This window comes from Streptomyces sp. NBC_00193 (assembly GCF_026342735.1).
GTDB classification, from domain to species: Bacteria; Actinomycetota; Actinomycetes; order Streptomycetales; family Streptomycetaceae; genus Streptomyces; species Streptomyces stoeckheimensis.
The window spans coordinates 232,200-255,895 of sequence record NZ_JAPEMM010000001.1; the positions used below are offsets into that span (position 1 = coordinate 232,200).

The 23,696-nt window shown below is 72.6% G+C and carries 17 protein-coding genes; 8 read left to right on the forward strand and 9 right to left on the reverse strand.

The window, feature by feature from the left end; translation table 11 throughout:
* Nucleotides 1-354: 354 nt before the first annotated feature.
* The 3 genes from OG898_RS00980 to OG898_RS00990 are packed head-to-tail and all read right to left on the reverse strand — an operon-like array spanning nucleotide 355 to nucleotide 4,270.
* Nucleotides 355-2,760, reverse strand: a complete 2,406-nt coding sequence (locus OG898_RS00980) for a xanthine dehydrogenase family protein molybdopterin-binding subunit (protein WP_250744168.1) — start codon at nucleotides 2,758-2,760, stop codon at nucleotides 355-357.
* 2 nt (nucleotides 2,761-2,762) lie between these two features.
* Nucleotides 2,763-3,371: a (2Fe-2S)-binding protein gene (locus OG898_RS00985; RefSeq protein WP_250744167.1), complete on the reverse strand. Its 609-nt coding sequence runs from the start codon at nucleotides 3,369-3,371 to the stop codon at nucleotides 2,763-2,765.
* A gap of 2 nt (nucleotides 3,372-3,373) precedes the next feature.
* Complete coding sequence (locus OG898_RS00990; protein ID WP_250744166.1) at nucleotides 3,374-4,270, reverse strand: xanthine dehydrogenase family protein subunit M; 897 nt, start codon at nucleotides 4,268-4,270, stop codon at nucleotides 3,374-3,376.
* A 254-nt stretch (nucleotides 4,271-4,524) separates the two neighbouring features.
* On the opposite strand from OG898_RS00990, the gene OG898_RS00995 reads away from it, so the two are divergent.
* Nucleotides 4,525-6,204, forward strand: coding sequence for a PucR family transcriptional regulator (locus OG898_RS00995; protein ID WP_250744165.1), 1,680 nt, complete (start codon nucleotides 4,525-4,527; stop codon nucleotides 6,202-6,204).
* Nucleotides 6,205-6,403: 199 nt separating this feature from the next.
* On the forward strand, nucleotides 6,404-7,183 hold the full coding sequence (locus OG898_RS01000; RefSeq protein WP_266954368.1) for a hypothetical protein: 780 nt from the start codon (nucleotides 6,404-6,406) through the stop codon (nucleotides 7,181-7,183).
* A 631-nt stretch (nucleotides 7,184-7,814) separates the two neighbouring features.
* On the opposite strand, the gene OG898_RS01005 is transcribed toward OG898_RS01000, so the two are convergent.
* Complete coding sequence (locus OG898_RS01005) at nucleotides 7,815-8,477, reverse strand: GntR family transcriptional regulator (protein ID WP_250744163.1); 663 nt, start codon at nucleotides 8,475-8,477, stop codon at nucleotides 7,815-7,817.
* Nucleotides 8,478-8,592: 115 nt separating this feature from the next.
* Here OG898_RS01005 and OG898_RS01010 point away from each other — a divergent pair, with 115 nt between their 5' ends.
* Nucleotides 8,593-9,471 (forward strand): (2Fe-2S)-binding protein, encoded by an 879-nt coding sequence (locus OG898_RS01010; protein WP_250744162.1) that lies wholly within the window; start codon nucleotides 8,593-8,595, stop codon nucleotides 9,469-9,471.
* A 60-nt stretch (nucleotides 9,472-9,531) separates the two neighbouring features.
* Here OG898_RS01010 and OG898_RS01015 read toward each other — a convergent pair whose 3' ends face one another.
* Nucleotides 9,532-9,921, reverse strand: a complete 390-nt coding sequence (locus OG898_RS01015) for a VOC family protein (protein WP_250744161.1) — start codon at nucleotides 9,919-9,921, stop codon at nucleotides 9,532-9,534.
* Between the two features lie 333 nt (nucleotides 9,922-10,254).
* Between OG898_RS01015 and OG898_RS01020 the strand changes: the two genes are divergently transcribed.
* A complete protein-coding gene (locus OG898_RS01020; RefSeq protein ID WP_250744160.1) occupies nucleotides 10,255-11,331 on the forward strand; it encodes a DUF2637 domain-containing protein in 1,077 nt (358 codons plus the stop codon).
* Nucleotides 11,332-11,412: 81 nt separating this feature from the next.
* On the opposite strand, the gene OG898_RS01025 is transcribed toward OG898_RS01020, so the two are convergent.
* From OG898_RS01025 to OG898_RS01040, 4 genes are all read right to left on the reverse strand, one after another.
* On the reverse strand, nucleotides 11,413-11,976 hold the full coding sequence (locus tag OG898_RS01025) for an ATP-binding protein (RefSeq protein ID WP_308313469.1): 564 nt from the start codon (nucleotides 11,974-11,976) through the stop codon (nucleotides 11,413-11,415).
* Nucleotides 11,977-12,007: 31 nt separating this feature from the next.
* A complete protein-coding gene (locus OG898_RS01030) occupies nucleotides 12,008-13,750 on the reverse strand; it encodes a pyruvate dehydrogenase (protein WP_266954371.1) in 1,743 nt (580 codons plus the stop codon).
* A gap of 72 nt (nucleotides 13,751-13,822) precedes the next feature.
* On the reverse strand, nucleotides 13,823-14,686 hold the full coding sequence (locus tag OG898_RS01035; RefSeq protein WP_266954373.1) for a protein phosphatase 2C domain-containing protein: 864 nt from the start codon (nucleotides 14,684-14,686) through the stop codon (nucleotides 13,823-13,825).
* A 1,613-nt stretch (nucleotides 14,687-16,299) separates the two neighbouring features.
* A complete protein-coding gene (locus OG898_RS01040) occupies nucleotides 16,300-20,097 on the reverse strand; it encodes a S8 family serine peptidase (protein ID WP_250744155.1) in 3,798 nt (1,265 codons plus the stop codon).
* Nucleotides 20,098-20,298: 201 nt separating this feature from the next.
* Here OG898_RS01040 and OG898_RS01045 point away from each other — a divergent pair, with 201 nt between their 5' ends.
* The 4 genes from OG898_RS01045 (at nucleotide 20,299) to OG898_RS01060 (ending at nucleotide 23,297) form a co-directional block, all read left to right on the forward strand.
* Nucleotides 20,299-21,276 carry a helix-turn-helix domain-containing protein gene (locus OG898_RS01045; RefSeq protein ID WP_266960020.1) on the forward strand — a complete coding sequence of 326 codons (978 nt, stop codon included), beginning with the start codon at nucleotides 20,299-20,301 and terminating at the stop codon, nucleotides 21,274-21,276.
* Nucleotides 21,277-21,300: 24 nt separating this feature from the next.
* Nucleotides 21,301-21,792: a DUF456 domain-containing protein gene (locus tag OG898_RS01050; protein WP_250744154.1), complete on the forward strand. Its 492-nt coding sequence runs from the start codon at nucleotides 21,301-21,303 to the stop codon at nucleotides 21,790-21,792.
* 110 nt (nucleotides 21,793-21,902) lie between these two features.
* The gene (locus tag OG898_RS01055) at nucleotides 21,903-22,295 is read left to right on the forward strand and encodes a PPOX class F420-dependent oxidoreductase (protein ID WP_266954376.1); all 393 of its coding nucleotides are present in this window, start codon (nucleotides 21,903-21,905) and stop codon (nucleotides 22,293-22,295) included.
* Nucleotides 22,296-22,343: 48 nt separating this feature from the next.
* Nucleotides 22,344-23,297 carry a phosphotransferase family protein gene (locus OG898_RS01060; protein WP_266954378.1) on the forward strand — a complete coding sequence of 318 codons (954 nt, stop codon included), beginning with the start codon at nucleotides 22,344-22,346 and terminating at the stop codon, nucleotides 23,295-23,297.
* The last annotated feature ends 399 nt before the right edge of the window (nucleotides 23,298-23,696 follow it).

Genomic DNA, 23,696 nt, shown 5'->3' on the forward strand with positions numbered 1-23,696 from the left:
GTTCAAAGGGGCACCCGCATAAAGATTGGAGACACGGGATTTGGGAAAACGCGTTTGGCTGCACGACCCGGGGTGACGGCCCGAGGCGACGCAAATTGTGCACTGCGTGTACTGCGGGTACTGCGAGGGTTCTGCGGTACGGCTGGTACTCCTGGTGGCACCTGGGGTAGGGCGGTGCACCGGGGGGTACTACGGGGGGGTACTGCCGGTGAAACTTGACCGCGAGCGGTGCGGTGCTGATGACTCCGGACTTCTGTGCTCCGGGCGGTGCGACTGGAAGTGTGACGTTCCCGTGCCACACCGCCCGGAAATCTGGGGGGTCCGGGGGCCTCGCGGCCCCCGGACCACGCCGTCCTAGAGGGTGCCGGTGAGCAGTTCCGGACGGATCGGCGTCTTGTTGATCTCCAGACCGGTCGCCGCCCGGATCGCCGCGATGACGGCCGGGGTGGACGAGAGGGTCGGGGCCTCGCCCATACCGCGCAGGCCGTACGGGGCCTTCGGGTCGGCGAGCTCCAGGACGTCGACCGGGATGGTCGGGGTGTCGAGGATGGTCGGGATCAGGTAGTCCGTGAAGGAAGGGTTGCGCACCTTCGCGGTCTTCGGGTCCACGATGATCTCTTCCATGATCGCGACGCCCAGGCCCTGGGTGGTACCACCCTGGATCTGGCCGACCACGGAGAGCATGTTCAGGGCCTTGCCGACGTCCTGGGCGGTCGCCAGCTCGACGACCTTGACGAGGCCGAGCTCGGTGTCCACCTCGACGACCGCGCGGTGCGCGGCGAAGGTGTACTGGACGTGGCCGTTGCCCTGGCCGGTGACCAGGTCGAAGGGCTCGGTCGCGGCGTGACGGAACTCGAGCTCGATGTCGATCGCGTCCTCGCCCTCGAGGATGTCGGCGATGTCCGCGAGGACCTCTCCGCCATCGGTGACGACCTTGCCGCCTTCGAGGAGCAGCTCGGCGGTCGCCCACGCGGGGTGGTACGAGCCGTTCTTGCGCCGGCCGATCTCCAGGACCGCCTCGCGGACGGCCTCACAGGTGTTCTTCACTGCGCCACCGGTCATGTACGTCTGCCGCGAGGCGGACGTGGAACCGGCGGAGCCGACCTGCGTGTCGGCCGGGTGGATGGTCACCTGCGTGACACCCAGCTCGGTACGGGCGATCTGCGCGTGGACGGTGATACCGCCCTGGCCGACCTCCGCCATGGCCGTGTGGACCATCGCGACCGCTTCGCCGTTGATGACCTCGAGGGTCACGCGGGCGGTGGAGTAGTCGTCGAAGCCCTCGGAGAAGCCGACGTTCTTGATGCCGACCGCGTAGCCGACGCCGCGGACGACGCCTTCACCGTGGGTGGTGTTCGACAGACCACCGGGCAGCGCGCGGACGTCCGCGTTCTCGCCGGCGGACTCCCACTGGCGCTCCGGCGGCAGCGGGCGGGCCTTGACCCGGCGCAGCAGCTCGGCGACGGGCGCCGGAGCGTCCACGACCTGGCCGGTGGGCATGATCGTGCCCTGCTCCATGGCGTTGAGCTGGCGGAACTCGACCGGGTCCATGCCCAGCTTCGCCGCGAGCTTGTCCATCTGGGCCTCGTAGGCGAAGCAGGCCTGGACGGCGCCGAAGCCGCGCATCGCGCCACAGGGCGGGTTGTTCGTGTAGAGCGCGATCGCCTCGATGTCCACGTCCTCCAGGACGTACGGACCGACCGAGAGGGAGGAGGCGTTGCCCACGACCGCCGGGGAAGCGGACGCGTACGCGCCGCCGTCCAGGACGATCTTGCACTTCATGTGCGTGAGCTTGCCGTCCTTGGTGGCGCCGTGCTCGTAGTACAGCTTCGCCGGGTGACGGTGCACGTGGCCGAAGAAGGACTCGAAGCGGTTGTAGACGATCTTGACCGGCTTCTGCGTGGCCAGGGCCAGCAGGCAGGCGTGGATCTGCATCGAGATGTCTTCGCGGCCACCGAAGGCACCGCCGACGCCCGAGAGCGTCATGCGGACCTTCTCCGGCGGCAGGCCCAGGACCGGGGCGATCTGCTGGAGGTCCGAGTGCAGCCACTGGGTGGCGACGTACAGCTCGACACCGCCGTCCTCGGACGGTACGGCCAGACCGGACTCCGGGCCGAGGAAGGCCTGGTCCTGCATGCCGAAGGTGTACTCGCCCTCGACGATGACGTCGGCGCGCTTGCGGGCCTCTTCCACGTTGCCGCGGATGATCGGCTGGCGGTGCACGATGTTCGGGTGCGGGACGTGACCGATGTGGTGGTCGTCGCGGCCCTCGTGGATCAGCGGTGCGTCGGGGGCGAGGGCGGAGGCCTCGTCCGTGACGAGCGGCAGCTCACGGTAGTCGATCTTGATCTTGGCGGCCGCGCGGCGGGCGGTCTCCGGGTGGTCGGCGGCCACGAGGGCGACCGGCTCACCGTGGTGACGGACCCGGCCGTTGGCGAGAACCGGGGTGTCCTGGATCTCGAGGCCGTAGTTCTTCATCTCGGCCGGCAGGTCGTCGTACGTCAGGACCGAGTAGACACCCGGCATCGCCAGGGCCTCGGAGATGTCGATCGAGACGATCTCGGCGTGGGCCACGGTGCTGCGGAGCGTCTGGCCCCACAGCATGTCCTCGTGCCACATGTCCGAGGAGTACGCGAACTCACCGGTCACCTTGAGGGTGCCGTCCGGGCGCAGCGTGGACTCGCCGATGCCGCCCTTGGTGTGGTTCTGCGTGACGTTGGTCGGCGTACCCGCCGGGACCGTGCGCGTGTTCTGGGCCATGGTCAGACCGCCTCAGACTGACGGGCGGCCGCGAGGCGGACCGCGTCGAGGATCTTCTCGTAGCCCGTGCAGCGGCAGAGGTTGCCGGACAGGGACTCACGGATGTCCTGGTCGGACGGGGAGGGGTTCTCCTCCAGCAGCGCGTCGGCCTGGACCAGGAGGCCCGGGGTGCAGAAACCGCACTGGACGGCGCCGGCGTCGATGAACGCCTGCTGGATGTTGGAGAGCTCGACGCCCTCGCCGGTCTGCGAGTCGCCCGGCTTGGCCTGCCACTGCTTGGCGGCGTCCAGGGTGACGCCGCCCTTGCTGCCGCAGCCGCCGCCGGTGCCGCAGGCACCGCCGTGGCCGTGCTCGTCGCGCTGCTTGGCGAACTCCGCCAGGCCCTCGACGGTCACGACGTCGCGACCCTCGACCTGACCGGCCGCGACCAGACAGGAACAGACCGGCACGCCGTCGAGACGGACGGTGCAGGAACCGCACTCGCCCTGCTCACAGGCGTTCTTCGAACCGGGAAGGCCCAGGCGCTCGCGCAGGACGTAGAGAAGGGACTCGCCCTCCCAGACGTCGTCGGCTTCCTGCTGACGGCCGTTGACAGTGAAATTGACGCGCATGATTACGCAGCCCCTTCAAGCGAGCGGCCGTTGTTCGAACCGCGGTACTGCTCCCACGTCCAGACGAGCTGGCGGCGAGCCATGATGCCGACCGCGTGGCGGCGGTACTTCGCCGTGCCGCGGACGTCGTCGATCGGGTTGGCCGCGCCGGAGGCGAGGTCACCGAACTGCTTGGCGATCGACGGGGTGATGACCTTGCCGGACTCCCAGAAGCCACCCTCTTCGAGCGCGGCGTTGAGGAACTCCTCGGCGGCCTTCGCCCGGATCGGGGTCGGCGCGGCCGAACCGATACCGGTACGGACCGTGCGGGTCTCGGGGTGCAGCGCCAGGCCGAACGCGCAGACGGCGATGACCATCGCGTTGCGGGAGCCGACCTTGGAGTACTGCTGGGGGCCGTCCGCCTTCTTGACGTGGACGGTCTTGATGAGCTCGTCGGCGGCCAGCGCGTTGCGCTTCACGCCGGTGTAGAACTCGTCGATCGGGATCAGGCGGGATCCGCGTACGGACTCCACCTCGACCTCGGCACCCGCCGCGAGGAGCGCGGGGTGGGAGTCGCCGGCCGGCGAGGCGCAACCGAGGTTGCCGCCGACACCGCCGCGGTTACGGATCTGCGGGGACGCGACCGTGTGCGAGGCGAGCGCGAGTCCCGGAAGCTCCGTGCGGAGGTTCTCCATGATCTGCGTGTACGGGACGGAGGCGCCCAGACGTACCACGTCCTCGCCGACCTCCCACTCCCGCAGGAGACCGATGCGGTTCAGGTCCAGGAGGTACTCCGGCCGACGGTGGTCGAAGTTGATCTCGACCATCACATCGGTGCCACCCGCAATCGGCACAGCTGTGGGGAACTCGGCCTTAGCGGCGAGCGCCTCCTCCCAGCTGGCGGGGCGAAGGAAGTCCATGTGCGGCTCTCTTCTTCTTAATCGGGTCGTTCACTTCAAGCCAGGAGGCCGTTGGGCCCTCGACTGGTCGTTCACGTGCTGTTAACGCGGTGTGGACTCAGTACACCGGCCCTCCGTCCCTCGGGTGCAGTCACCGAAACCATGAAGGAGTTGGCTGGGGACCTCCCTCGTCTTGTAGATTCGTATGAAAGGCAGGATGCGACGACCTGCCCGATTTCCAACGGCAACATTCGAGACAGATCGGCGGCGACATCATGCGGCTGCGCGCACTGCTGGAAACCGAGGCGCTGGGGCTGCGGCTGCTGGGCGGCGAGGAAGAACTCGACCGGACGGTCCGCGGGGTCATGACGACCGACCTGAGGGATCCCAGCCGATACCTATCCGGAGGGGAACTGGTCCTCACTGGCCTGGCATGGAGACGAAATTCGGCCGACTCCGAGCCGTTCGTACGAATCCTCGCGAGCGCCGGCGTGGCCGGGCTCGCGGCCGGCGAGGCCGAACTGGGTGACATTCCCGACGACCTCGTCACGGCGTGTCTGCGCAACCGTCTGCCGTTGTTCGCTGTAAACGAAGACGTTGCATTCGCCACCATCACGGAGTATGTGGTGCGGCAGGTGTCGGGAGAGCGTGCCGGGGACCTCGCGGCCGTCGTGGACCGCCATCGCCGGCTCATGACCTCCGGTCCGGCCGGTGGCGGACCCGATGTGGTGCTCGATCTGCTCACCACGGACCTCGATCTCCGGGCCTGGGTGCTCTCGCCGACCGGTCGGCAGATCGCCGGGGCGGGCGAGCCGCTGGCGCCGGGCATCTGCGCGGCACTGGCGAGCGAGCACCTCGCGGCGGTCCGGACGGGCCGCAGGGGACCGCACCGGATCTCCCTCCAGGGTATTACCTACTCCCTCTTCCCGATCAGGGGACACGGCCGCGGCGCCGCAGGTCCGGCGGCCCGCGACGTCCGGGAGAGCGTGCTCTCCGACTGGCTGCTGGCTGTCGAGGCCGACGCCGGCGACTGGCCGGCCGAGCGGCTCGACCTGCTCCAGGGCGTCACCCAGCTCATCGCGGTCGAGCGGGACCGCCGCGACGCGGCCCGTACGGTGCGCCGCCGGCTGGCCCAGGAGGTCCTGGAGCTGGTCCAGACGGGCGCTCCGCCCGCCGAGATCGCCGCCCGCCTGCGGGTGGCCGCGCCGGTGCTCCTGCCCGGCCTGGGCGCCGCCCCGCACTGGCAGGTCGTCGTGGCCCGGGTCGACTGGGACGGCGGCGACATCGCCGGCGGCCCCGTGGCCCAGTCGCTCCTCGAGGAAATCCTGGTCGACCCCTCGGTCTCCGGGCCGGAACCGTCCGACCGGATCGCCGTCGCGCACGCCGGGGACGAGGCGATCGCCCTCGTACCCCTGCCCGCGCCCGCCGGGGAGCCCGGCGAGGAGAAGGGCCCCGACACCGCCCTGCACGCGGAAACGCTGCTGGCGGCCGTACGGGACCCCCTGGCGGCCGGTCTCGCCGACGACGGCCGGCTCACCCTGGGCGTCAGCGCGGCCGTGTCCTCCGCCGAGGGGCTCCGCGGAGCCCTGGAAGAGGCCCGGCACGCCCGCCGGGTCGCGGCGGCCCGCCCGGGCCGGGTCTGCGCGGCCGGTCACCACGAGCTGGCCTCGCACGTCCTGCTGCTCCCGTTCGTCCCGGACGACGTCCGCCGCGCCTTCACGGCCCGGCTGCTCGACCCGCTGCGGGACTACGACCGCCGCCACCGGGCGGAGCTCATCCCCACGCTCGAAGCCTTCCTGGACTGCGACGGCTCGTGGACCCGCTGCGCGACGCGGCTGCACCTCCACGTCAACACGCTGAGGTACCGGGTCGGGCGAATCGAGCAGTTGACGGCGCGGGACCTTTCCCGCCTGGAGGACAAGCTCGACTTCTTCCTGGCACTGCGGATGAGCTGAGAAGATCCACCGCCTGACCGGCCGGGGGGCCGGTCGGGACCCAGTGGAGGCCGAGTGGAGGCCGGGCGGGGGCGGCTGATGATCCGTCCGGACTTTGTGAAAGAGTTCACCCGACCCCTTGGCCGAACCTGCCGATCCGTGCTCTCATTTCGCCCCAGGGCTCAACGACGTGCTGCTTGGTTGCTTTGGGGAGGGCAATGTGGCGGATACCGCCATGTCCAGTGCCGGAACTACCGGGGGAGACGACCCCCTCCAGCGGGCGATATGGCGGCTGCGCTCGCGCGGCTGTTGGACCGACGCGGCGGCCCTGCTGACGCCGCACCTGCACGATGCCGGAGCCGCCGTCCAGCGGACCGGGCTCCTGGTCGAACGCTGCCTGTTCACCGGGCAGGGCTGGGCCGAGGCGGAGGACGCGCTGCGGGTGGCCGAAGCGGTCTCCCAGGACGACGACGACCGGGGCGCGGCCGCGTGCGAGCGCGGTCACCTGGCGTACGCGGCGACCGTACTGGGCGTGCGCGACCGGGCCGACGAGGCCCGCTCCGCGCTCGGCCGGGCGGCGGCGCTGCTGTCCCCCGGGTCGCGCACCCGGCCGCTCCTGGACTTCCGGCGGGGCCTGGTCGCCGAACACCTGGCGGACGCCCCGTCCTCGGCCCTGCCGGCGTACCGGCGGGCCCACGCGGGCGCCCTCGCCCACGGCGACGTCCTGCTGCTCTCCTTCACCTGGCGCCACCTCGCGGCGCTGGCCCTGCGGGACGGGGAGGTCGCCGAGGCCCGCAAGGGCTTCGCGGAGTCCCTCCGCATCCGGGAGGACCTGGGCTTCCTGATCGGCACGGCCCCGGCCCTCGCGGCCCTGGCCGAAGCCGAACCGGAACCGGAGGCCACCCGCCTCCGCGCGGAGGCCCGCCGCCTCTTCCACCTCCTGGGCGGCATCCCCACCTGGCTGGCCGACCAACTCCACCCCGTCCCAACTCCTTCTTGACGCGCCGCTCGCGCGGCTCGGCCCTGGCGGGCCTCCCCGGCTTCGCGCCGCTGCGCCGGACTCCGTCCGGCGGTGCCCGGGCGGGGCTCCCGCCACTGCCGTCCCGGCGCGGGGCCCGGTGGGCGGGTGCGGCTGGCTGGGCCCTGCGGGGCGAAGTCCCCTACCCGCCCTTCCACCGTTCCCCGGGCTCCGCCCGGACCCGCGCCTCAAACGCCGCCGAGGCTGAGTGGGGTGTCCCAGCCCCCGGACGGGCTGAAGAAGGGGTACCGGGCTGCGCCCGGACCCCCTGGGGCTCCGCCCCAGACCCCGGTCCTCAAACGCCGGACGGCTGAAAAGCCCCTGGGGCTCCGCCCCAGACCCCGCGCCTCAAACGCCGGCGCGGCTGAAATTGCCCCCGGTGGGGCTGGGGGAGGCGGCCGGGTCGGGGACGGGGACGGGGTGGGGTGTCGGCCGGGACGTAAAGCGTGATTTGTGGCGCGAGAACACGCCGCGCCCTGTCGAAGTGGAGCGGGGGGCGCCTAAATCATGCAGTCCAGGCCGACACCCCACCCCGGCCCCGGCACCGACCCACCCCCGCAGCCCAACAGACACCACCACACCCCCAGCCCCGCCGGCGATTGAGGCGCAGGGGTCAGGGGGACGTGAAGTGGGTGCGGATCAGGGACTCCGCCTCCGGGAGGTTGCCCGTGGAGAGGGCCGCCAGGACGGCCATGTGCTGCGCCGCGTCCGCCACGAGGTCCGCCCGGCGGATGCGCCGGGGGCCCGGCAGGGGCCACTGGGAGCGGCGGTGGAGGTTCTCCGCCACCACGAGGAGCTGACCGTTGCCCGCCAGCGCGAGCACCGCACGGTGAAACGCCCGGTCCGCATCGGCGTAGCGCGCCACATCACCCGCAGCCGCAGCCTCCTCCGCCTCCGCGGCCAACGGCACCACCACCGCCCACGCCCCCGCCGGCACCGTACGGGCCAGCCGCAGCATCACCGGGACTTCGAGCAGCGCCCTGACCTCGGCCAGCTCCGCCAGTTCCCCCGGGGTCCGGGTCACGACCCGGAACCCCCGGTTCGGGAGGCATTCGACGGCCCCCTCCAGCGCCAGCTGCTGCATCGCCTCGCGCACGGGCGTCGCGGAGACCCCGAACCGCTCCCCCAGGGCCGGGCCCGAGTAGATCTCCCCCGGTGCCAGCTCGCCCGCGAGCAGCGCCGCGCGCAGAGCGTCGAGGATCTGCCCGCGCACGGAGTGGCGCACCACCTTGCGGTCCTGCTGTGCCGGTACCCGGGCTCGGTCCGTATCGCGCACTCGGTCCTCCCACGGGTTGCGACCTGCCCCGAAGAATAGCCCGCCTTCCCACACCCGACGGAGATCAGGTAAGGTAAGGCTTACCTGTTAACGATCGTCTGATGCGGGGTTAGCCATGACCATCACGGCCGTAGCGCCCGCCCCGGGCGGCATCCGCACGCCCGCCCCGGCCGGCTCCCCGGTGGCGGACGCCTACGCACGGCTGACCGAGGCGTACGCCGGACTGCGCGTCACCGAGCTCGCCCCGCACGAACCCTCCCCTCGCGGTGTGGGGTGGGTCGGTGCGGACGAGCTCGCGGCGGGCGGCGACGCCCTGGAGGCGTTCCTCGCGTGGGACGAGGCGCAGATACTCCGCGACTACGGGCGCCCGGGTCGGCCCGACGTGGTGGCGGGGTTCGGGCTGCACCGGTACGCGTGGACGGCCTGCCTGCTGATCACGATCCCGTGGTTCCTGGACCGGCGCGTGCCCCTCCTGCCCCCGGAGGCCGTGTCCTTCCACCGGACGCAGGGCCGGATGGCCGTCCGCCTCCGCACCTTCGCCTGCCTGCCGGACGACCCGGCGGCAGCGCTCCCCGGGGCCCGGGTCGTGCCCGACGAGGACGCGCTGCGCGCAGAGGTGCGGGCTGCGGTGGCCCAGCACCTCGAACCGGTCATGGAGGGCTTCGGCCCGCGGACCCGGCGCGGGCGGCGCGCCCTGTGGGGCCTGGTCACCGACGACGTGGTCGAGAGCCTCTGGTACGTGGCCAACCTGCTCGGCGAAGCCGAGGAGCAGCGGGCCGTGCGCGAGCTCGACCGGCTCTTCCCCGGCTCGACCGCCCCCTACACCGGCGGCGCGGGCTTCCGCACGCTCGATGCCCCGGACGGCCGGGAGCTCCCCACCCGCGACCGGGCGAGCTGCTGCTTCTTCTACACGATCCGCCCCGACGACACCTGCGTCACCTGCCCCCGCACCTGCGACACGGACCGGATCGCCCGCCTGACGGCCGACGCCTGAAGCAACCACCCCTACGGCCACGGGCTACAGCCACGGCTACGGCTACGGCTACGGCTACGGCTACGGCGCCAAGCTGCGCAGTACGCAGAACTCGTTGCCCTCGGGGTCCGCCATGACCACCCAGCTCCGGTCCGGGCCCTGGCCCACGTCCGCCCTGGTGGCGCCGAGGCCGAGCAGCCTGGTCACCTCGTCCTCGGTACCGGCGTCGATCGGGCTGACGTCGAGGTGCAGCCGGTTCTTCAGGGTCTTACCCTCGGGCACCTGGACGAACACCAGGGTGGGCGGCATCGAGCCGGCCCGGACGCCCTCCACGGTCGGCTCCCAGGAGCCGATCTCGACCATGTCCTCGCCCCGGTCGATCACCTTGTACTCCAGGACCTCGCACCAGAAGGCCGCGAGCCGCTCGGGATCGTGGCAGTCGACGGACAACTCGGTGAACCTGCTCGTCATGAATCTCCTAGATGGTGCGGACCCGCAGCAGCGCCCGCGGCGCCGACGGCCCGCCAGTGTCACCCGTCCGGCCGTACGACCGCCACCGGGTTTCCGCACGGCCGCCTCCGCCGCCTCAACCCACCCGTCAGACTGACGGAAATCGAACTCAATTCACCTCATACGACCTGGAGTTCGATCCGCAACACCCTATCCGGCGGGCTCCGACCCCCGTTGGCGTCCACTTGCCCCGAAACCCGCGTGTACGGCTCACCGGCTGCGCCACTATGGCGCCCGGAAAGCCGCACCGGCCACAAGCCGAACAGCCGCATACGCGAGGCAAGGGACAACCGCATGAGACTGACCGACATATCGCTGGACTGGCTGCTGCCCGGCAGCCTGCTGATCCTGGGCGTACTTGCGGCAGTGGCGGTACTGGCCCGGGGCAAGCGCGAAGGCGAGAAGGCGGGGGTGGCCGAGGACAGCTGGGAGCGCAGCGAGGAGCGGCGGCGGCGCAAGGAAGCCGTCTACGGGACCGCTTCCTACGTCCTGCTCTTCTGCTGCGCGGCGGTCGCCGCGGCGCTCTCCTTCCACGGACTGGTCGGCTTCGGCCGGCAGAACCTCAACCTCTCCGGGGGCTGGGAGTACCTGGTCCCCTTCGGTCTCGACGGTGCCGCCATGTTCTGTTCGGTGCTCGCCGTCCGCGAGGCCAGCCACGGCGACGCGGCCCTCGGTTCGCGCATGCTGGTCTGGCTGTTCGCCGGAGCCGCCGCCTGGTTCAACTGGGTGCACGCCCCCCGCGGCCTCGGCCACGACGGCGCTCCGCAGTTCTTCTCCGGTATGTCGCTCTCGGCGGCCGTGCTCTTCGACCGCGCCCTGAAGCAGACCCGCCGGGCCGCACTGCGCGAACAGGGCCTGATTCCGAGGCCGTTGCCGCAGATCCGGATGGTCCGCTGGCTGCGGGCGCCCCGGGAGACCTTCGGCGCGTGGTCGCTGATGCTGCTGGAGGGGGTCCGTACGCTCGACGAGGCCGTGGACGAGGTGCGCGAGGACAAGAAGGAGAAGGAGAACGACCGACACCGCCGGCGGGAGCAACACCGCCTGGACCGGGCGCACATCAAGGCGCTCGGCCGGCAGAACCGGGCGTTCGGGCGCGTGGCCCGCGCCCGTCAGGTCGAGGTGCCGGGGCTGGCCCCCGGAGCGGGCTCCGCGCCGGTCGGCGCGGAGCCGGCCATAGCGGAAACCGGACAGCTGCCCCTACGGCGCCGGCCCTCCCTGCAGGCCGTGAGCGGAACCGAGCCCGCTAACACGACCGACCTGGCAACCGGTCCCCGGACGGTGGACCTCACCGCCGAGGACGATACGCAGACGCTCCCCCGGCTCGACTCCCTGGAACGCAAACTGAAGGACCTGGAGCAGCAGTTCGGCTGACGGGTCCGATGCGTCCGATGCCGTCGACGTGACGGGCCCCGGCCCGTCCGGGAGCGGCGTCGCGGGGTCCGCCCGGTTCACTCAGGCGGGCCCCGCCTCCTTCGCTCCGTCGAGCTCGAACCACACCACCTTGCCGCCGCCCAGCGCGAGCCCGAGCGCGTCCACGCCCCAGGCGTCGGCGAGCGACTGCACCAGTACCAGTCCCCTGCCGTGCGTACCGTCGTCGGCGGACGGTACGTGCGGCCGGGGCCGGCGGGCGGCGTAGTCGCGGACCTCCACCCGCAGCCGGTCGGCGGCGAGCGTCGCGGAGACCTCGGCACCCTGATCGGTGTGGACGAGGGCGTTGGTGACGAGCTCGGTGATCAGCAGCTCGGCCACCTCGGCGGCCTCCGCCTTGCACCGGTGGCGCATCAACTCCCGTAAATCCCTGCGGACTTCTCCCACCGCTTTCAGATCGGCCCGCCGCACGCTCCGGGTGATCCCCGACGCGTCCACGGCCGTCCCCTCCTCGGCCGACGGTTCGCGCGGCACCGGCCGCCCTCTCCGCCACAGCTTCCCGGCCTTCGCCCCCACCCGCACGGCGATGTACCTCCCGTATGCCCGCTGCCCGACGGCCCGCCTGTCGAACAGGCCTACGGGATGCATGCCCCCCGGGGGAATCCGCACGCATTCGGACTCAAGGGCGCGGCACGTTACGGAGGTTGGATCGCGCCATCTGGATCATCCGGCCCACCCCGCCGTCCAGCACGATCTTGCTGGCCGAAAGTGCGAATCCGGTCACCATTTCAGCGCTGATCTTCGGCGGAATGGACAGGGCGTTGGGGTCCGTGACCACGTCCACCAGAGCGGGTCCCTTGTGCTTGAAAGCATCCCTCAAAGCGGCTGTGAGCTGCTTGGGCTTCTCCACCCTGACCCCGTACGCGCCCGCCGCGCGGGCGATCGCGGCGAAGTCGGGGTTCTTATTCGTCGTTCCGTACGAAGGGAGGCCGGAAACCAGCATCTCCAACTCGACCATACCGAGGGATGAGTTGTTGAAGAGGACCACTTTGACGGGGAGGTCGTACTGCACCAGGGTGAGGAAATCTCCCATCAGCATGGAGAAACCGCCGTCGCCCGACATCGACACCACTTGACGTCCGCGATCGGTGAACTGTGCGCCGATGGCCTGCGGAAGGGCGTTGGCCATGGAGCCGTGACTGAAGGAGCCGATGATGCGGCGCTTCCCGTTCGGGGAAAGATAGCGCGCGGCCCATACGTTGCACATGCCTGTATCCACGGTGAACACAGCGTCTTCGTCGGCGAGTTCGTCGAGCACCGCGGCCACGTACTCGGGGTGGATGGGCGTACGCTTCTCGACCTTGCGCGTGTACGCCTTCACCACTCCCTCCAGGGCGTCCGCGTGCTTCTTCAGCATCCGGTCGAGGAACCGGCGGTCCGTCTTGGCCTTCACCCGGGTGTTCAGCGCGCGCAGGGTCTCCCGTACGTCGCCCCAGACCGCGAGGTCCAGCTTGGAGCGGCGGCCGAGGTGTTCGGGCCGGATGTCCACCTGGACGATCTTGACGTCGTCGGGGAGGAAGGCGCTGTACGGGAAGTCCGTGCCGAGCAGGATCAGCAGATCGCACTCGTGGGTGGCCTCGTAGGCCGCGCCGTAGCCGAGCAGCCCGCTCATGCCGACGTCGTACGGATTGTCGTACTGGATCCATTCCTTGCCGCGCAGGGCGTGCCCGACGGGGGCCTTGACCCGGCCGGCGAACTCCATGACCTCCGCGTGGGCGCCGGCGGTGCCGCTGCCGCAGAACAGGGTGACCCGGTCGGCCTCGTCGACGAGCCGGACCAGCTTGTCGATCTCGCCGTCGCCGGGCCGTACGGTCGGCCGCGCGGTCACGAGGGCCTGCTGGATGCTCTGCTCCGGGGCGGGCAGGGAGGCGATGTCCCCGGGCAGCGACACCACGCCGACGCCGCCGCGTCCGACGGCGTGCTGGATGGCGCTCTGCAGCACGCGGGGCATCTGCCGGGGGTTGGAGATCAGCTCGCTGTAGTGGCTGCACTCGGTGAACAGCCGGTCGGGGTGGGTCTCCTGGAAGTAGCCGAGGCCGATCTCGGAGGACGGGATGTGGGAGGCCAGCGCGAGGACCGGGGCCATGGAGCGGTGGGCGTCGTAGAGCCCGTTGATCAGGTGGAGGTTGCCGGGGCCGCAGGAGCCGGCGCAGGCGGCGAGGGAGCCGGTGATCTGGGCCTCGGCGCCGGCCGCGAAGGCGGCCGTCTCCTCGTGGCGCACCTGGATCCACTCGATGCCGCCGGTGCGGCGGATGGCGTCGACGACGGGGTTGAGGCTGTCCCCGACGACTCCGTACATCCGGCGCACGCCGGCGCGCACGAGGATGTCGATGAACTGCTCCGCCACGTTCTGCTTGGCCATGGAGGGGGCGCCCTTCCCTTTTCCGGTGCGGCTCTGCCGGGTGCGCCTCCCATCCACGCATGATCCGCCGGGTTACGCCTCCCAGACCGCGGCGGCCGTCCGGTCGTCGGCGTACCCCTTGAGGCGCAGCTGGGTGTCCGCGAGGAAGGCGGCGAGGCCCGGTGGGGGTGCGTCGGCCCAGCGGGCGGCGAGCTCGGCGGAGAGCGGCTCCTCCTCGCGCATCGGGTCCGCGAGGCCGCCGGAGCACAGGAGCAGGGTGTCGCCGGGGCGGGCCACGGAGGCCCGGAAGCGGAAGCGGAATCCGGCGGGCGGGACCGGCGGGGCCTGCGGGGCCGGGGCGGGCTCCTCCAGGTCCCGCCACTGTCCGTCCCGGAGCCGGAACAGCCCGCCCGCGCCCGCGCCGAAGCAGACCCGGGTCCGGCAGCCGGGGTCGACCGGGAGCAGTACCCCGCGCAGCCCGGCCGTGTAGCCGTCCTCCGGGAGCCCGAGCTCGGCGGCGCGGGCGCGCAGCTGCCCGTAGCCGCGGTCGGTGAGCCGCTGGAGCCCCGAGCGCAGGGCTTCGCGCCGCCCGTCCCGGATGTCCTGCGACAGCCGCTCCTGGCTCCGCCCCACGGCCGCGGCGACGGAGCGGCACACCTCGGCGGCGGCTTCGGCGGCCCCGGGCGCGGCGCGGTCGCCTCCGGCGAGGACGACCAGGACCAGCGCGTCGGGGCCGGTGCCGAAGCGGGCGGTGAGCAGGAAGTCCCGCCGGGCCTCGCCCCGGAACCGGGCGGAGTCCCCGCGCACGGAGGCCGCGCGCAGCGTGTAGCCGCCGTACTGGGCCCCCTCCAGCACGGTGTCGGGGGTCAGGGCGACGAGCCCGGCCGGGTCGGCGGCGGGCAGCGCGATGGGCTCGGCGGCGTAGGTGGGCGGCCGGTCCCCCAGATGCGCCACCACGGGCCGCGGCACCCCCGAAACCCCGGGACCGACGTCTGCACCGCCCCCGGAGGCGGGAGCGGCCCCCCAGCCCGACCCGGAACCGGGATGCGATCCCAGGGCGAAGCCGGTGCGGATGCCCGTCCCGGGATCAGAATCGAGGCCGGGGCCGACACCGGGACCGGACACGGGAACGGGCCCGGAGCCCGTCCCGGGCCCGAACCCGGAAGCGGGACCGACGCCGGAGGCGGACCCAGGAAGGTCCCCGGAGCCGGAACCGGAGCCCGGATCGGAGCCCGGCCCAGGACCGAACCCGGAGCCGGAGCCGGAACCGGAGGCCGGATCGGAGCTAGAGACGGGACCGAACCCGGAAGCGGGACCGGAAGCAAGGCCAGTGCCAGAACCGGGGCCGGACCCGTGGCCGGAAGCGGGCCCCGGAGCGAGGCCGGTGTCGGGGCCGAGGCCGGAACCGAACCCGGAGCCGGGACCGGGGGCCAGGCCGGTGTCAGGGCCAGGACCGGACCCGTGGCCGGAAGCGGGTCCCGGAGCGAGGCCGGTGTCAGGGCCGAGGCCGGAAGCGGGACCGGGGGCCAGGCCGGTGTCAGGGCCGGGGCCGGACCTGTGGCCGGGGATCGCACCGGACTGGGGGCCAAGGCCCGACCCTGGAGCGGAAGCAAGGCCGGACCTGGGATCGGGGCCCGGACCGGAATCGGGCTCGGCCCCAGCCACGGCCCCCTGGGTCGGAGCAGAAGGGACGCCGGACCCTGACGCCGGACCGGAGCCCGGGCCGGCACCGGCACCCTGCGGCGAGCCGGTGCCCGGGCCCGTCCACGGATCGGCGTCGGCGCCCGCACCGGGTGCCCGGCCGGATCCCGCCGGGGCCGGGTGCACGGCTCCGCCGTACGTGCCGTCGGGGCCGCTCGCGGACCCTGCCGGGTCCGGCCCCGGGGGCGCAGCCGGCGGCGGCGCCTCGTCCCGTGGGCCCCAACTCCAGTCGGTCGGTTCCCCCGGGTCCTCGGCGGGCAGCGCGGGCGGGACGGCGACGCTCCCGAGCGCGTACCAGGTCTGGCCGCCCTCCCGGGGATCCCGCGGCGGCGGCAGCACCGAGCCGCCGTACGCGTCCTCCGCCAGGGCCTCCGGCCGGGGGCCGGGCACGGGAGGCTCCGCCTCCACCTCAGGCATCGGCCCGCCAACGGCCACGGGCGGCTCCGCTTCCGCGACGGGCTCCGGCACCGGCACCGGCACCGGCCCGGGAGCAACCACGGACGGCTCCGCCTCCGCGACGGGCTCCAGCTCCGGATCCGGATCTGCATCCGCATCCGCTGCCTCGTGCCCCGTCAGGGGAACCGGCTCTCTCCGGGGGTTGGGTACCGCGGACGGCGACGGGGTCGGCGTCGGGGCCACCAGCACCGCCGCCGAGCGGAAGCGGTGCTCCAGGGTGTCCCGGGGGTCGGGTTCCGGCCCCCCGTCGGGGTCCTCGTAGAGCTTCTGCCACCAGTCATCCGCGCCCGCGTCCCGCTGACTCATGGCCCTCATTGTCGGGCTCCGGCGCAGCCGAAATCCGGCGAACGCGGGAAAAAGGGGGGCCCATCGGACCGCCGTCCGATGGACCCCCCTGCTCTATGTCGTACGACTTAGCGAATGTCGTACGCCCGCGCGACCATCTGGGTGACGGTGGCGCCGTTCTTGTCGGTCAGCTCGACCTTGAGCATGACCTGCTTGCCCGCGGCTCCGGCGTGGTCCACGGTCGCGGTCCACTGCCCGCCGCGCTCGCCGACCTTCGCCTCGTTCCAGCTGCCGCCCTCGTCGTACGAGTACGACAGCTTCGCCGAGGCGAGCGCGCCGGGCGCGTAGCCCGCGTGCCCGCTGACCGAGAGGCCGATCTTCTGGCCGTTGGCCGCGGCCAGCGTCTTCATGCCGTCCAGCGGGGCCGAGATCCGCGGGAAGATGACCGGCAGCGCCTGCGAGTACTGCGCCTCGTCCAGCTTCGAGCGGAAGGTCCAGGTGGTCTGGATCCCGGAGGAGCGCTGCCAGGTGCGGGCCGGCTGGCCGAACTTCTCCAGGTACTGGGTCAGTTCGTACGTGGCCTCGCGGGCCGGGACCTCGAAGGCCCCGAACGGGTAGCCGGTGTCGCCCAGCGACTCGCCGTCGACCTTGAGCGAGACGTTGCCGAGGTCGCCGAAGCCGCCCTGCTGCGCGTAGTGCCCGGTGTCGCCCCACATGGCGGAGGCGAAGCCGATCAGGTTGCCCTGCCGCTCGGCGGCCAGCTGCTCCTTGCCCGCGGTGTCGCGCGGCGCGACCGGGCCGATGACCCCGTCGTACCAGTTCTCCGTGCGCCGGGAGCCCGCCTTGTACGTACGGTGCTGGTCGGTCATGAACTCGCCCCAGGGGAAGCTGCTGGAGACCATGTGGTCCCAGGCGGTGTCCCCGGCGGAGTAGTACTCGGTGCGCTTGCCCGGTACCGCGACGGTGTCGATGGAGCCGAAGTACACGGCGTTGCCGAGCGGGCGGTAGGCCCCGGTCACGTCGACGTAGTCGGCGGCGACGCCCATCGACTGGTAGGCCGATTCGACGGTGCCCAGCTCGCGGTCGCGCACCCGGTAGGTGCGGTCCCCGTGGACCTGGCCCTTCTCGATCTGGGCGAGGTTGTAGATGTACGGGCTCTTCGCGCTGCCCTTCCAGCTCAGCGTGACCGGGCCCTTGCCGAGCTTGGCCAGCAGGGCCTGGCCCTCGCCCGCCTCGACGGACAGGGCCGGAAGCGCGCCGCCCGCGTAGCCGGTGAAGCCCTGCCAGCGGCCGGGAGCGTCGCGGTAGGCGAGGACGGCCTTGGCGCCGGCCGCCTTCGCGTCGTTCGCGATCCCGTACAGCGCGCCGTCGGCCACCTTGACCAGGACGATCGCGCCCTTGGCGGCGACGGCGGCGAGCTCCTCCGGGGTGCCCGTGCCCGCGTTGACGAGCGGGGCGCTGCCGACACCGTCGAGGTTGTCGCTGCCGGTGGAGGCGGTGATCGGGTGCAGCACCGGGCCGCCGGAGGCCTTCAGCTCGGAGAGCAGCGGTGCGGCCGCCCGCCAGTAGCTGCCGAACTCGAAGTCGCCCTCCTTCGCCGTTCCGTCGACCGAGGCGTAGTAGCCGCGGATGGTGCGGCCGCCCGCCGCGGTGCCCGCGTGCTGCCAGGCGTCGCCCCAGGAGCGGGAGAAGGCGAGGGTGGTGGCGCGCGCCTCGGCGGGCTTGTCGGTGGCGATGTTCAGCTTGGCCGCCTTGCGGGCGTCCAGCACGATCACCGTGTCCTTCTTGATCTCCGTCTGCGGACGGCCGAGGTAGGTGAGCGAGTCGTACATCCGCTCGCCCTCCCCGGCGTCGGGGGTGCCGACGAAGGCGGAGAGGAAGTACGAGCCCGGGCGGACCCGGTAGACCTGGTCGGCGGCGCCCTCGTTGAAGCGGCGCTCACCGGTGGCGTCGTCGGTGCCGATCAGGTCCAGGGAGGACGGGCCGGCGGCCGGCTTGCCCGCGCGGTCGAGGAGCTTGACGCGCACCGTCACCGTCTCCGGCTCCACGTAGAGGGAGAAGGGGGTGGAGACGTGCACGCCGTTCGCCGTGGCGACGACCCGGCCGGTGACGTCCCCGTACTGGGAGCGCTCCAGCTTCGCGGCGGGGTCCAGGGCGAGCGGCACCTTGACGGTGGCGCCGGCCGGGACGGTCACGGTGCGCCTGTCCAGCCGGGCGACCTGGCTGCGGACGGCGGAGCCGTCGTTGCCGGTGACCTTCTGCACGGAGAGGTTCAGCGTGACGGGCTCGGTCCCCGTGTTGGTGTACGGGACCTCGATGCCGGTGCGGTCGCTGCGGTCCTGCGGCCAGTTGAAGGTGCCGCCCTGGAGCGCGGGGGCGCTGGTGACGGTGGTGTCGATGGCGGCCTTGACGTCGAGCCGGCCACCTCCGGTCTCCCGTACGTCGCCCGGGACCGCGGTGTTCGCGGAGCCGACGAGCGCGGCCTTGATCTGCTGCGGGGTCCAGTCGGGGTGGCGCTGCTTGACGATGGCGGCGGCGCCCGCGACGTGCGGGGTGGCCATCGAGGTGCCGGACATGGAGGTGTACGCGTACACCCCGCGGCCGCCCATGGCCGCGGCGGAGATCTGGACGCCGGGGGCGGCGATCTCGGGCTTGAGGGTGTGGTTCAGCCCGGCCGGGCCGCGGCTGGAGAAGGAAGCCGTCTTGTCGTCGCGGTCGACGGCGCCGACGGTCAGCACGCTGGGCGCGCAACCGGGCGAGGAGACGGTGTTGTTGCCGGGCCCGGAGTTGCCGGCGGCGATGACGAAGAGGGTGTTGCTGCTCTGCGCCAGCGCCTCGGTGGCAGCGGCCATCGGGTCGTCGCAGGAGAGCTGGGAGGGGTCGCCCAGGCTCATGGAGACCACGTCGGCCTTGCTGTCCACGGCCCACTGCATGCCCGCGATGATCCAGGAGTCCAGGCCGTAGCCGGAGTCGTTGAGGACCTTGCCGCTGAGCAGCTGGGCGCCGGGGGCGACGCCCTTCTTCGCGCCGGCGCTCGCGGCGCCGGAGCCGCCCACGGTGGAGATGGTGTGGGTGCCGTGGCCCTGGCGGTCCGCCGCGGTGTCCGAGTCGGTGAAGTTCTTGGCCTCGGCGACCCGGCCCTTGAGGTCGGGGTGTTCGAGGTCGGTGCCGGTGTCGAGGACGGCGACCTTGGTGCCCGTGCCGTCGAATCCGGCGGCCCACGCGGCGGTGGCGCCCACCTGCTTGGTGGAGCGCTCCAGGTTCGCCTGGACCTTGCCGTCCAGCCACAGCTTCTTCAGCGGGGCGGAGGCGGCCGAGCGGGCGCGCGGGTCGACGTTCGCGCCGGTGACGTCGGCCCAGAAGTCGGAGGCCTTCTCCTTGTCGGCGGCGAGCGCGACGCCGCCGATGGAGCCGAGGACGAGCGACTGCTCGGCGCCGCGCGGAACGGGCGGGGCGCTGCGCGCGAGGCCCGCGGAGCGCTCGTACACGGCGATCAGCGGGAGCTTCTTGGCGTGCGTGTCGTCGTAGCCCTGCCGGATCAGGCCGGTGACGTTGAAGAGTTCCTCGTCGACCTTGCCCGCGGCGAGGGCCTTGACCGCGCTCTCGGGGTAGACGTAGAGGTCCTTGCCCGCCTGGCGGGTCTGCACGATCGGCTGCGAGCCGTCCGCGCGGGGCATCGCGGTGGCGGCCGTACGGCCCTGCGCGTCGGTGGACACCAGGATCCGGTCACCGGTGACCAGGGTCACCGTCACGGGACCGGTGGGCTGCTTCGCGGCCTCCTGGCTCCCGGTGAGGGCCTTCTTTGCCGTTCCGGATCCTGCTCCGGACGCTCCATCGCTCGGCTGCGCCGTGGACGGGCCCACGGCCGTGACGGCCAGGACGGCCGCGATGGCCGCTCCCAGTGCCGTACGCGATATCGGGCGCATCGCTCTCCCCAGATGAATTCCGGCCAACTACTGCATTGCACGGCGAAAATGCCGCGTAAATGGCTTCTGGCCAGCGGATGTTGGTGCTGCGGTGGCGCCACCTTGGCAGAGGGACGCCGGGTGCGGCGATGATGTCGGCGGCGGGTTTGCGCCGTGGCCGCTTCCCGCCAGGAACGGCTCCGAGAGGGTTGGGTGAACGAGTTGCTGGGTGCGATAGGCCTCGACGAAGGACAGGAGTCCGCTTACCGCGCGCTGGTCGCGCTGGGGGCGGCGGAGATACCGGACCTCGCGCACCGGCTGACGCTGCCGGTGCGGCAGACCGAACGGACCCTGCGCCACCTGGAGCGCCACGGGCTCGCCGCCCAGTCCTCGGCCCGCCCCGGCCGGTGGGTGGCGGCCCCGCCCGGGGTGGCCCTGGGGGCCCTGCTCACCCAGCAGCGGCACGAACTGGAGCAGGCGGAGCTGGCGGCGGCCCTGCTGGCGGAGGAGTACCGGGCGGAGGCCGCGGAGCCGGCCGTGCACGACCTGGTGGAGGTGGTGACGGGCGCCAGCGCGGTGGCCCACCGCTTCCACCAGCTCCAGCTCGGCGCCGTGGAGGAGGTGTGCGCGCTGGTCAGCGGCCGGCCGCAGGTGGTGACGGGGACGGACAACGACGCGGAGGACCGGGCGGCCGTACGGGGCGTCGCGTACCGCGTGGTCATCGAGCGGGAGGTGCTGACCCTGCCGAGCGGGATCCGCGAGGCGTCCACCGCGCTGGCCCGCGGCGAGCACATCCGGGTGTCGGCCGCGGTGCCGACCAAACTCGTCATCGCGGACCGGTCGCTCGCGATGGTCCCGCTGACGGCGCGCGGCGCGGAGCCGGCGGCGCTGGTCGTGCACGCGTCGGGGTTGCTGGAGTCCCTGATGGGCCTCTTCGAGGCGGTCTGGCGGGAGTCGCTCCCGCTGCGGCTGGGCTCCACCGGGGCGCCGGAGGAATCCGATGGCGGACCCGACGCCACGGACCTGGAGATCCTCACCCTCCTGCTGGCGGGGATGACGGACGCGAGCGTGGCGAAGCACCTGGAACTGGGCCTGCGGACGGTGCAGCGGCGGGTCAAGGGCCTGATGGAACTGTCGGGGGTCACGACCCGGCTCCAGCTCGGCTGGCACGCGTACGAACGGGGCTGGGTGGCCCGGTAGCCCCAGGTCAGGCACGCTGAGCAGATGGATCTGCCTCAGCTGCCCCAGTTGCTGCTGGTGGGGCTGGTGCTGGTGCTCGGATTGCTCGCGGTACTGGTCCCCGGCGCCCCCGGCACCCTCCTCGTCTGGGCCGGACTCCTGTGGTGGGCGCTGCACGAACGGACGTCGGCGGCCTGGGGCCTGCTGGCGGGCGCGACGGCACTGCTGCTGGTCGTCCAGGTGGTGAAGTGGCAGCTGCCCCCGCGACGGCTCCGGGGGGTCGGCGTCACCCGCCGGATGGTCGTGTACGCGGGTGCGGGGGCGGTACTGGGCTTCGTGCTGCTCCCGGTCGTCGGCACGGTCCCCGGCTTCGTGGGCGGCATCTACCTCTGCGAGCGGCGCCGCCTGGGCACCCACGGGGAGGCGTGGGCGTCGGTACGGGCGGTGATGCGGGCGGTGGGGACGAGCGTGCTCGTGGAGCTGTTCGCGTGCCTGCTGGTGGTGGGGGCCTGGGTGGGCGCGGTGCTGTGGGCGTAGCCCGGCGGCCTCGGGCTCGGCCCTAGTCCGCCGACTGGGGCTTACGGCGTAGGCCCGACTAGGCCCTCGGCCCGATGCGCCGCGCGGGCCCGGCTGGGATCGTCTGTCCCATGACGGAGTCGAGTTTCCAGGGTTTCAAGGGTTTCAGCGAGGCCGAACTGACCTACCTGCGTGCGCAGCACCTGGGCCGGCTCGCGACGGTGGACGCGGCCGGGCAGCCCCAGGCGAACCCGGTGGGGTTCTTCCCGCAGGACGACGGCACGATCCTGGTGGGCGGACTGGCGATGGGCACGACGAAGAAATGGCGCAACCTCACCAAGAACCCCCGGCTGTCCCTGGTCGTGGACGACCTGGTCAGCACCCGCCCGTGGACGGTGCGCGGCATCGAGATCCGCGGCCACGCCACGCTGGAGGTGGGCCCGCACTCCCTGGGCCCCCACTTCAGCCCGGAGGTCATCCGCATCCACCCGGACCGCGTCCTGACGTGGGGCCTGACTGACTAGCACGAAAATGCCGAGCGCATCCGGTGCGGCTGCTGGTCTCATGCACGCATGGAGAACCGACCGACCGCGGAAGCCGCACCCTGCGACCCCTGGCTCGCCCACTTCGCCGACCGCGGCCACCCGGGTGTCCGCCGGATCGGCGCCGGTGTCGAGGGAGTCGTCTACGGACTCGGCGAGGGCCGGGTCGCGAAGGTGTGGAACGGCCGGCCGCCGGCCGGACTCGCGCTCACCCGCCGGGTGTACGCGGACCTGGCGCGGCACCACCTGCCGTTCGCCACCCCGGAGATCTTCGAGGTCGAGGACCACGGGGGCGTCCTGGTGACGTACGAGCGCGAGCTGCCCGGCGGCCCGATGAGGGTCGACTCCGCGCACGCGGCGTACGAGCGCGAGCTGTCCGCCCGGCACACCGACACGCTGCTTTCCGTTCTGCGCGGCCTGGCCTCCGTTCCCGGCACCGATGCCATGCGCGGGTTGACCGTCCAGGGGGACGACCGTCCGCTGTGGCGGGACCACGACCGTTTCCGCGACGCGCTCGCGGCCCTGGTGGACCGGGCCGCGGCCCGGCACGGCGCCGCCCTCGCGGCTCACGTCCCGGACTTCGAGGCGGGAGTGGAGCGCACGCGAAAGGCACTGCGCGCGCTCCCCGACGCCCCGGTGACGGCGATCCACGGCGACCTCGTACCGCCCAACATCCACGTGGACGAGGCCGGCCGGCCCGTCGCGGTGCTCGACTTCGGCTTCTGCACGACCGCGGGAGACCCGGCCTTCGAGGCCGCCGTGACCGCTGCCGTCTGGGACATGTACGGGCCGCACGCCGAGGCGCACGCCGCGGAACTCACCGGGCTCTTCGCCCGAGAGCTCGGCTACGCGCCGGCGACCCTCACCACCTATCAGGCCGCGTACGCCCTCACCACCTACGACCTCTTCGGCCTGGACGAGCGCGACGGACACTTCCGCTGGTGCGCACAACAGCTGCGCCGCAACCCGCTGTTCAGCGCCTGAAGCCACAGGCGGAGTTCAGTTCCCCTACCCGCCCTTCCACCGTTCCCCGGGCGCTGCCCGGACCCGCCCTGGGGCTCCGCCCCAGACCCCGGTCCTCAAACGCCGGACGGCTGAAAAGGCCCAAGGCTGGCCAAATCCAGCCTCGCCGGCGTTTGAGGCGCGGGGGTCCGGGGGCTGGTCCCCGGCAGCGGTGCCGCAGGCGACGACGGGTCCGGGGCGGAGCTCCGGGGAACGGGCGAAGGGCGGGTAGGGGACTTCGCCCGCGCAGCGCCGCCACGCACCCGCGCCCGGGGCCGGGTCGGGACCCAACCCCGGGCGGGGGGCGGGGCAGGCCCGGCCCGGGGCGGGGTGCGCCCCACGCCCGGGGCGGTGCGGGGTGCGACCCACGCCCGGGGCGGT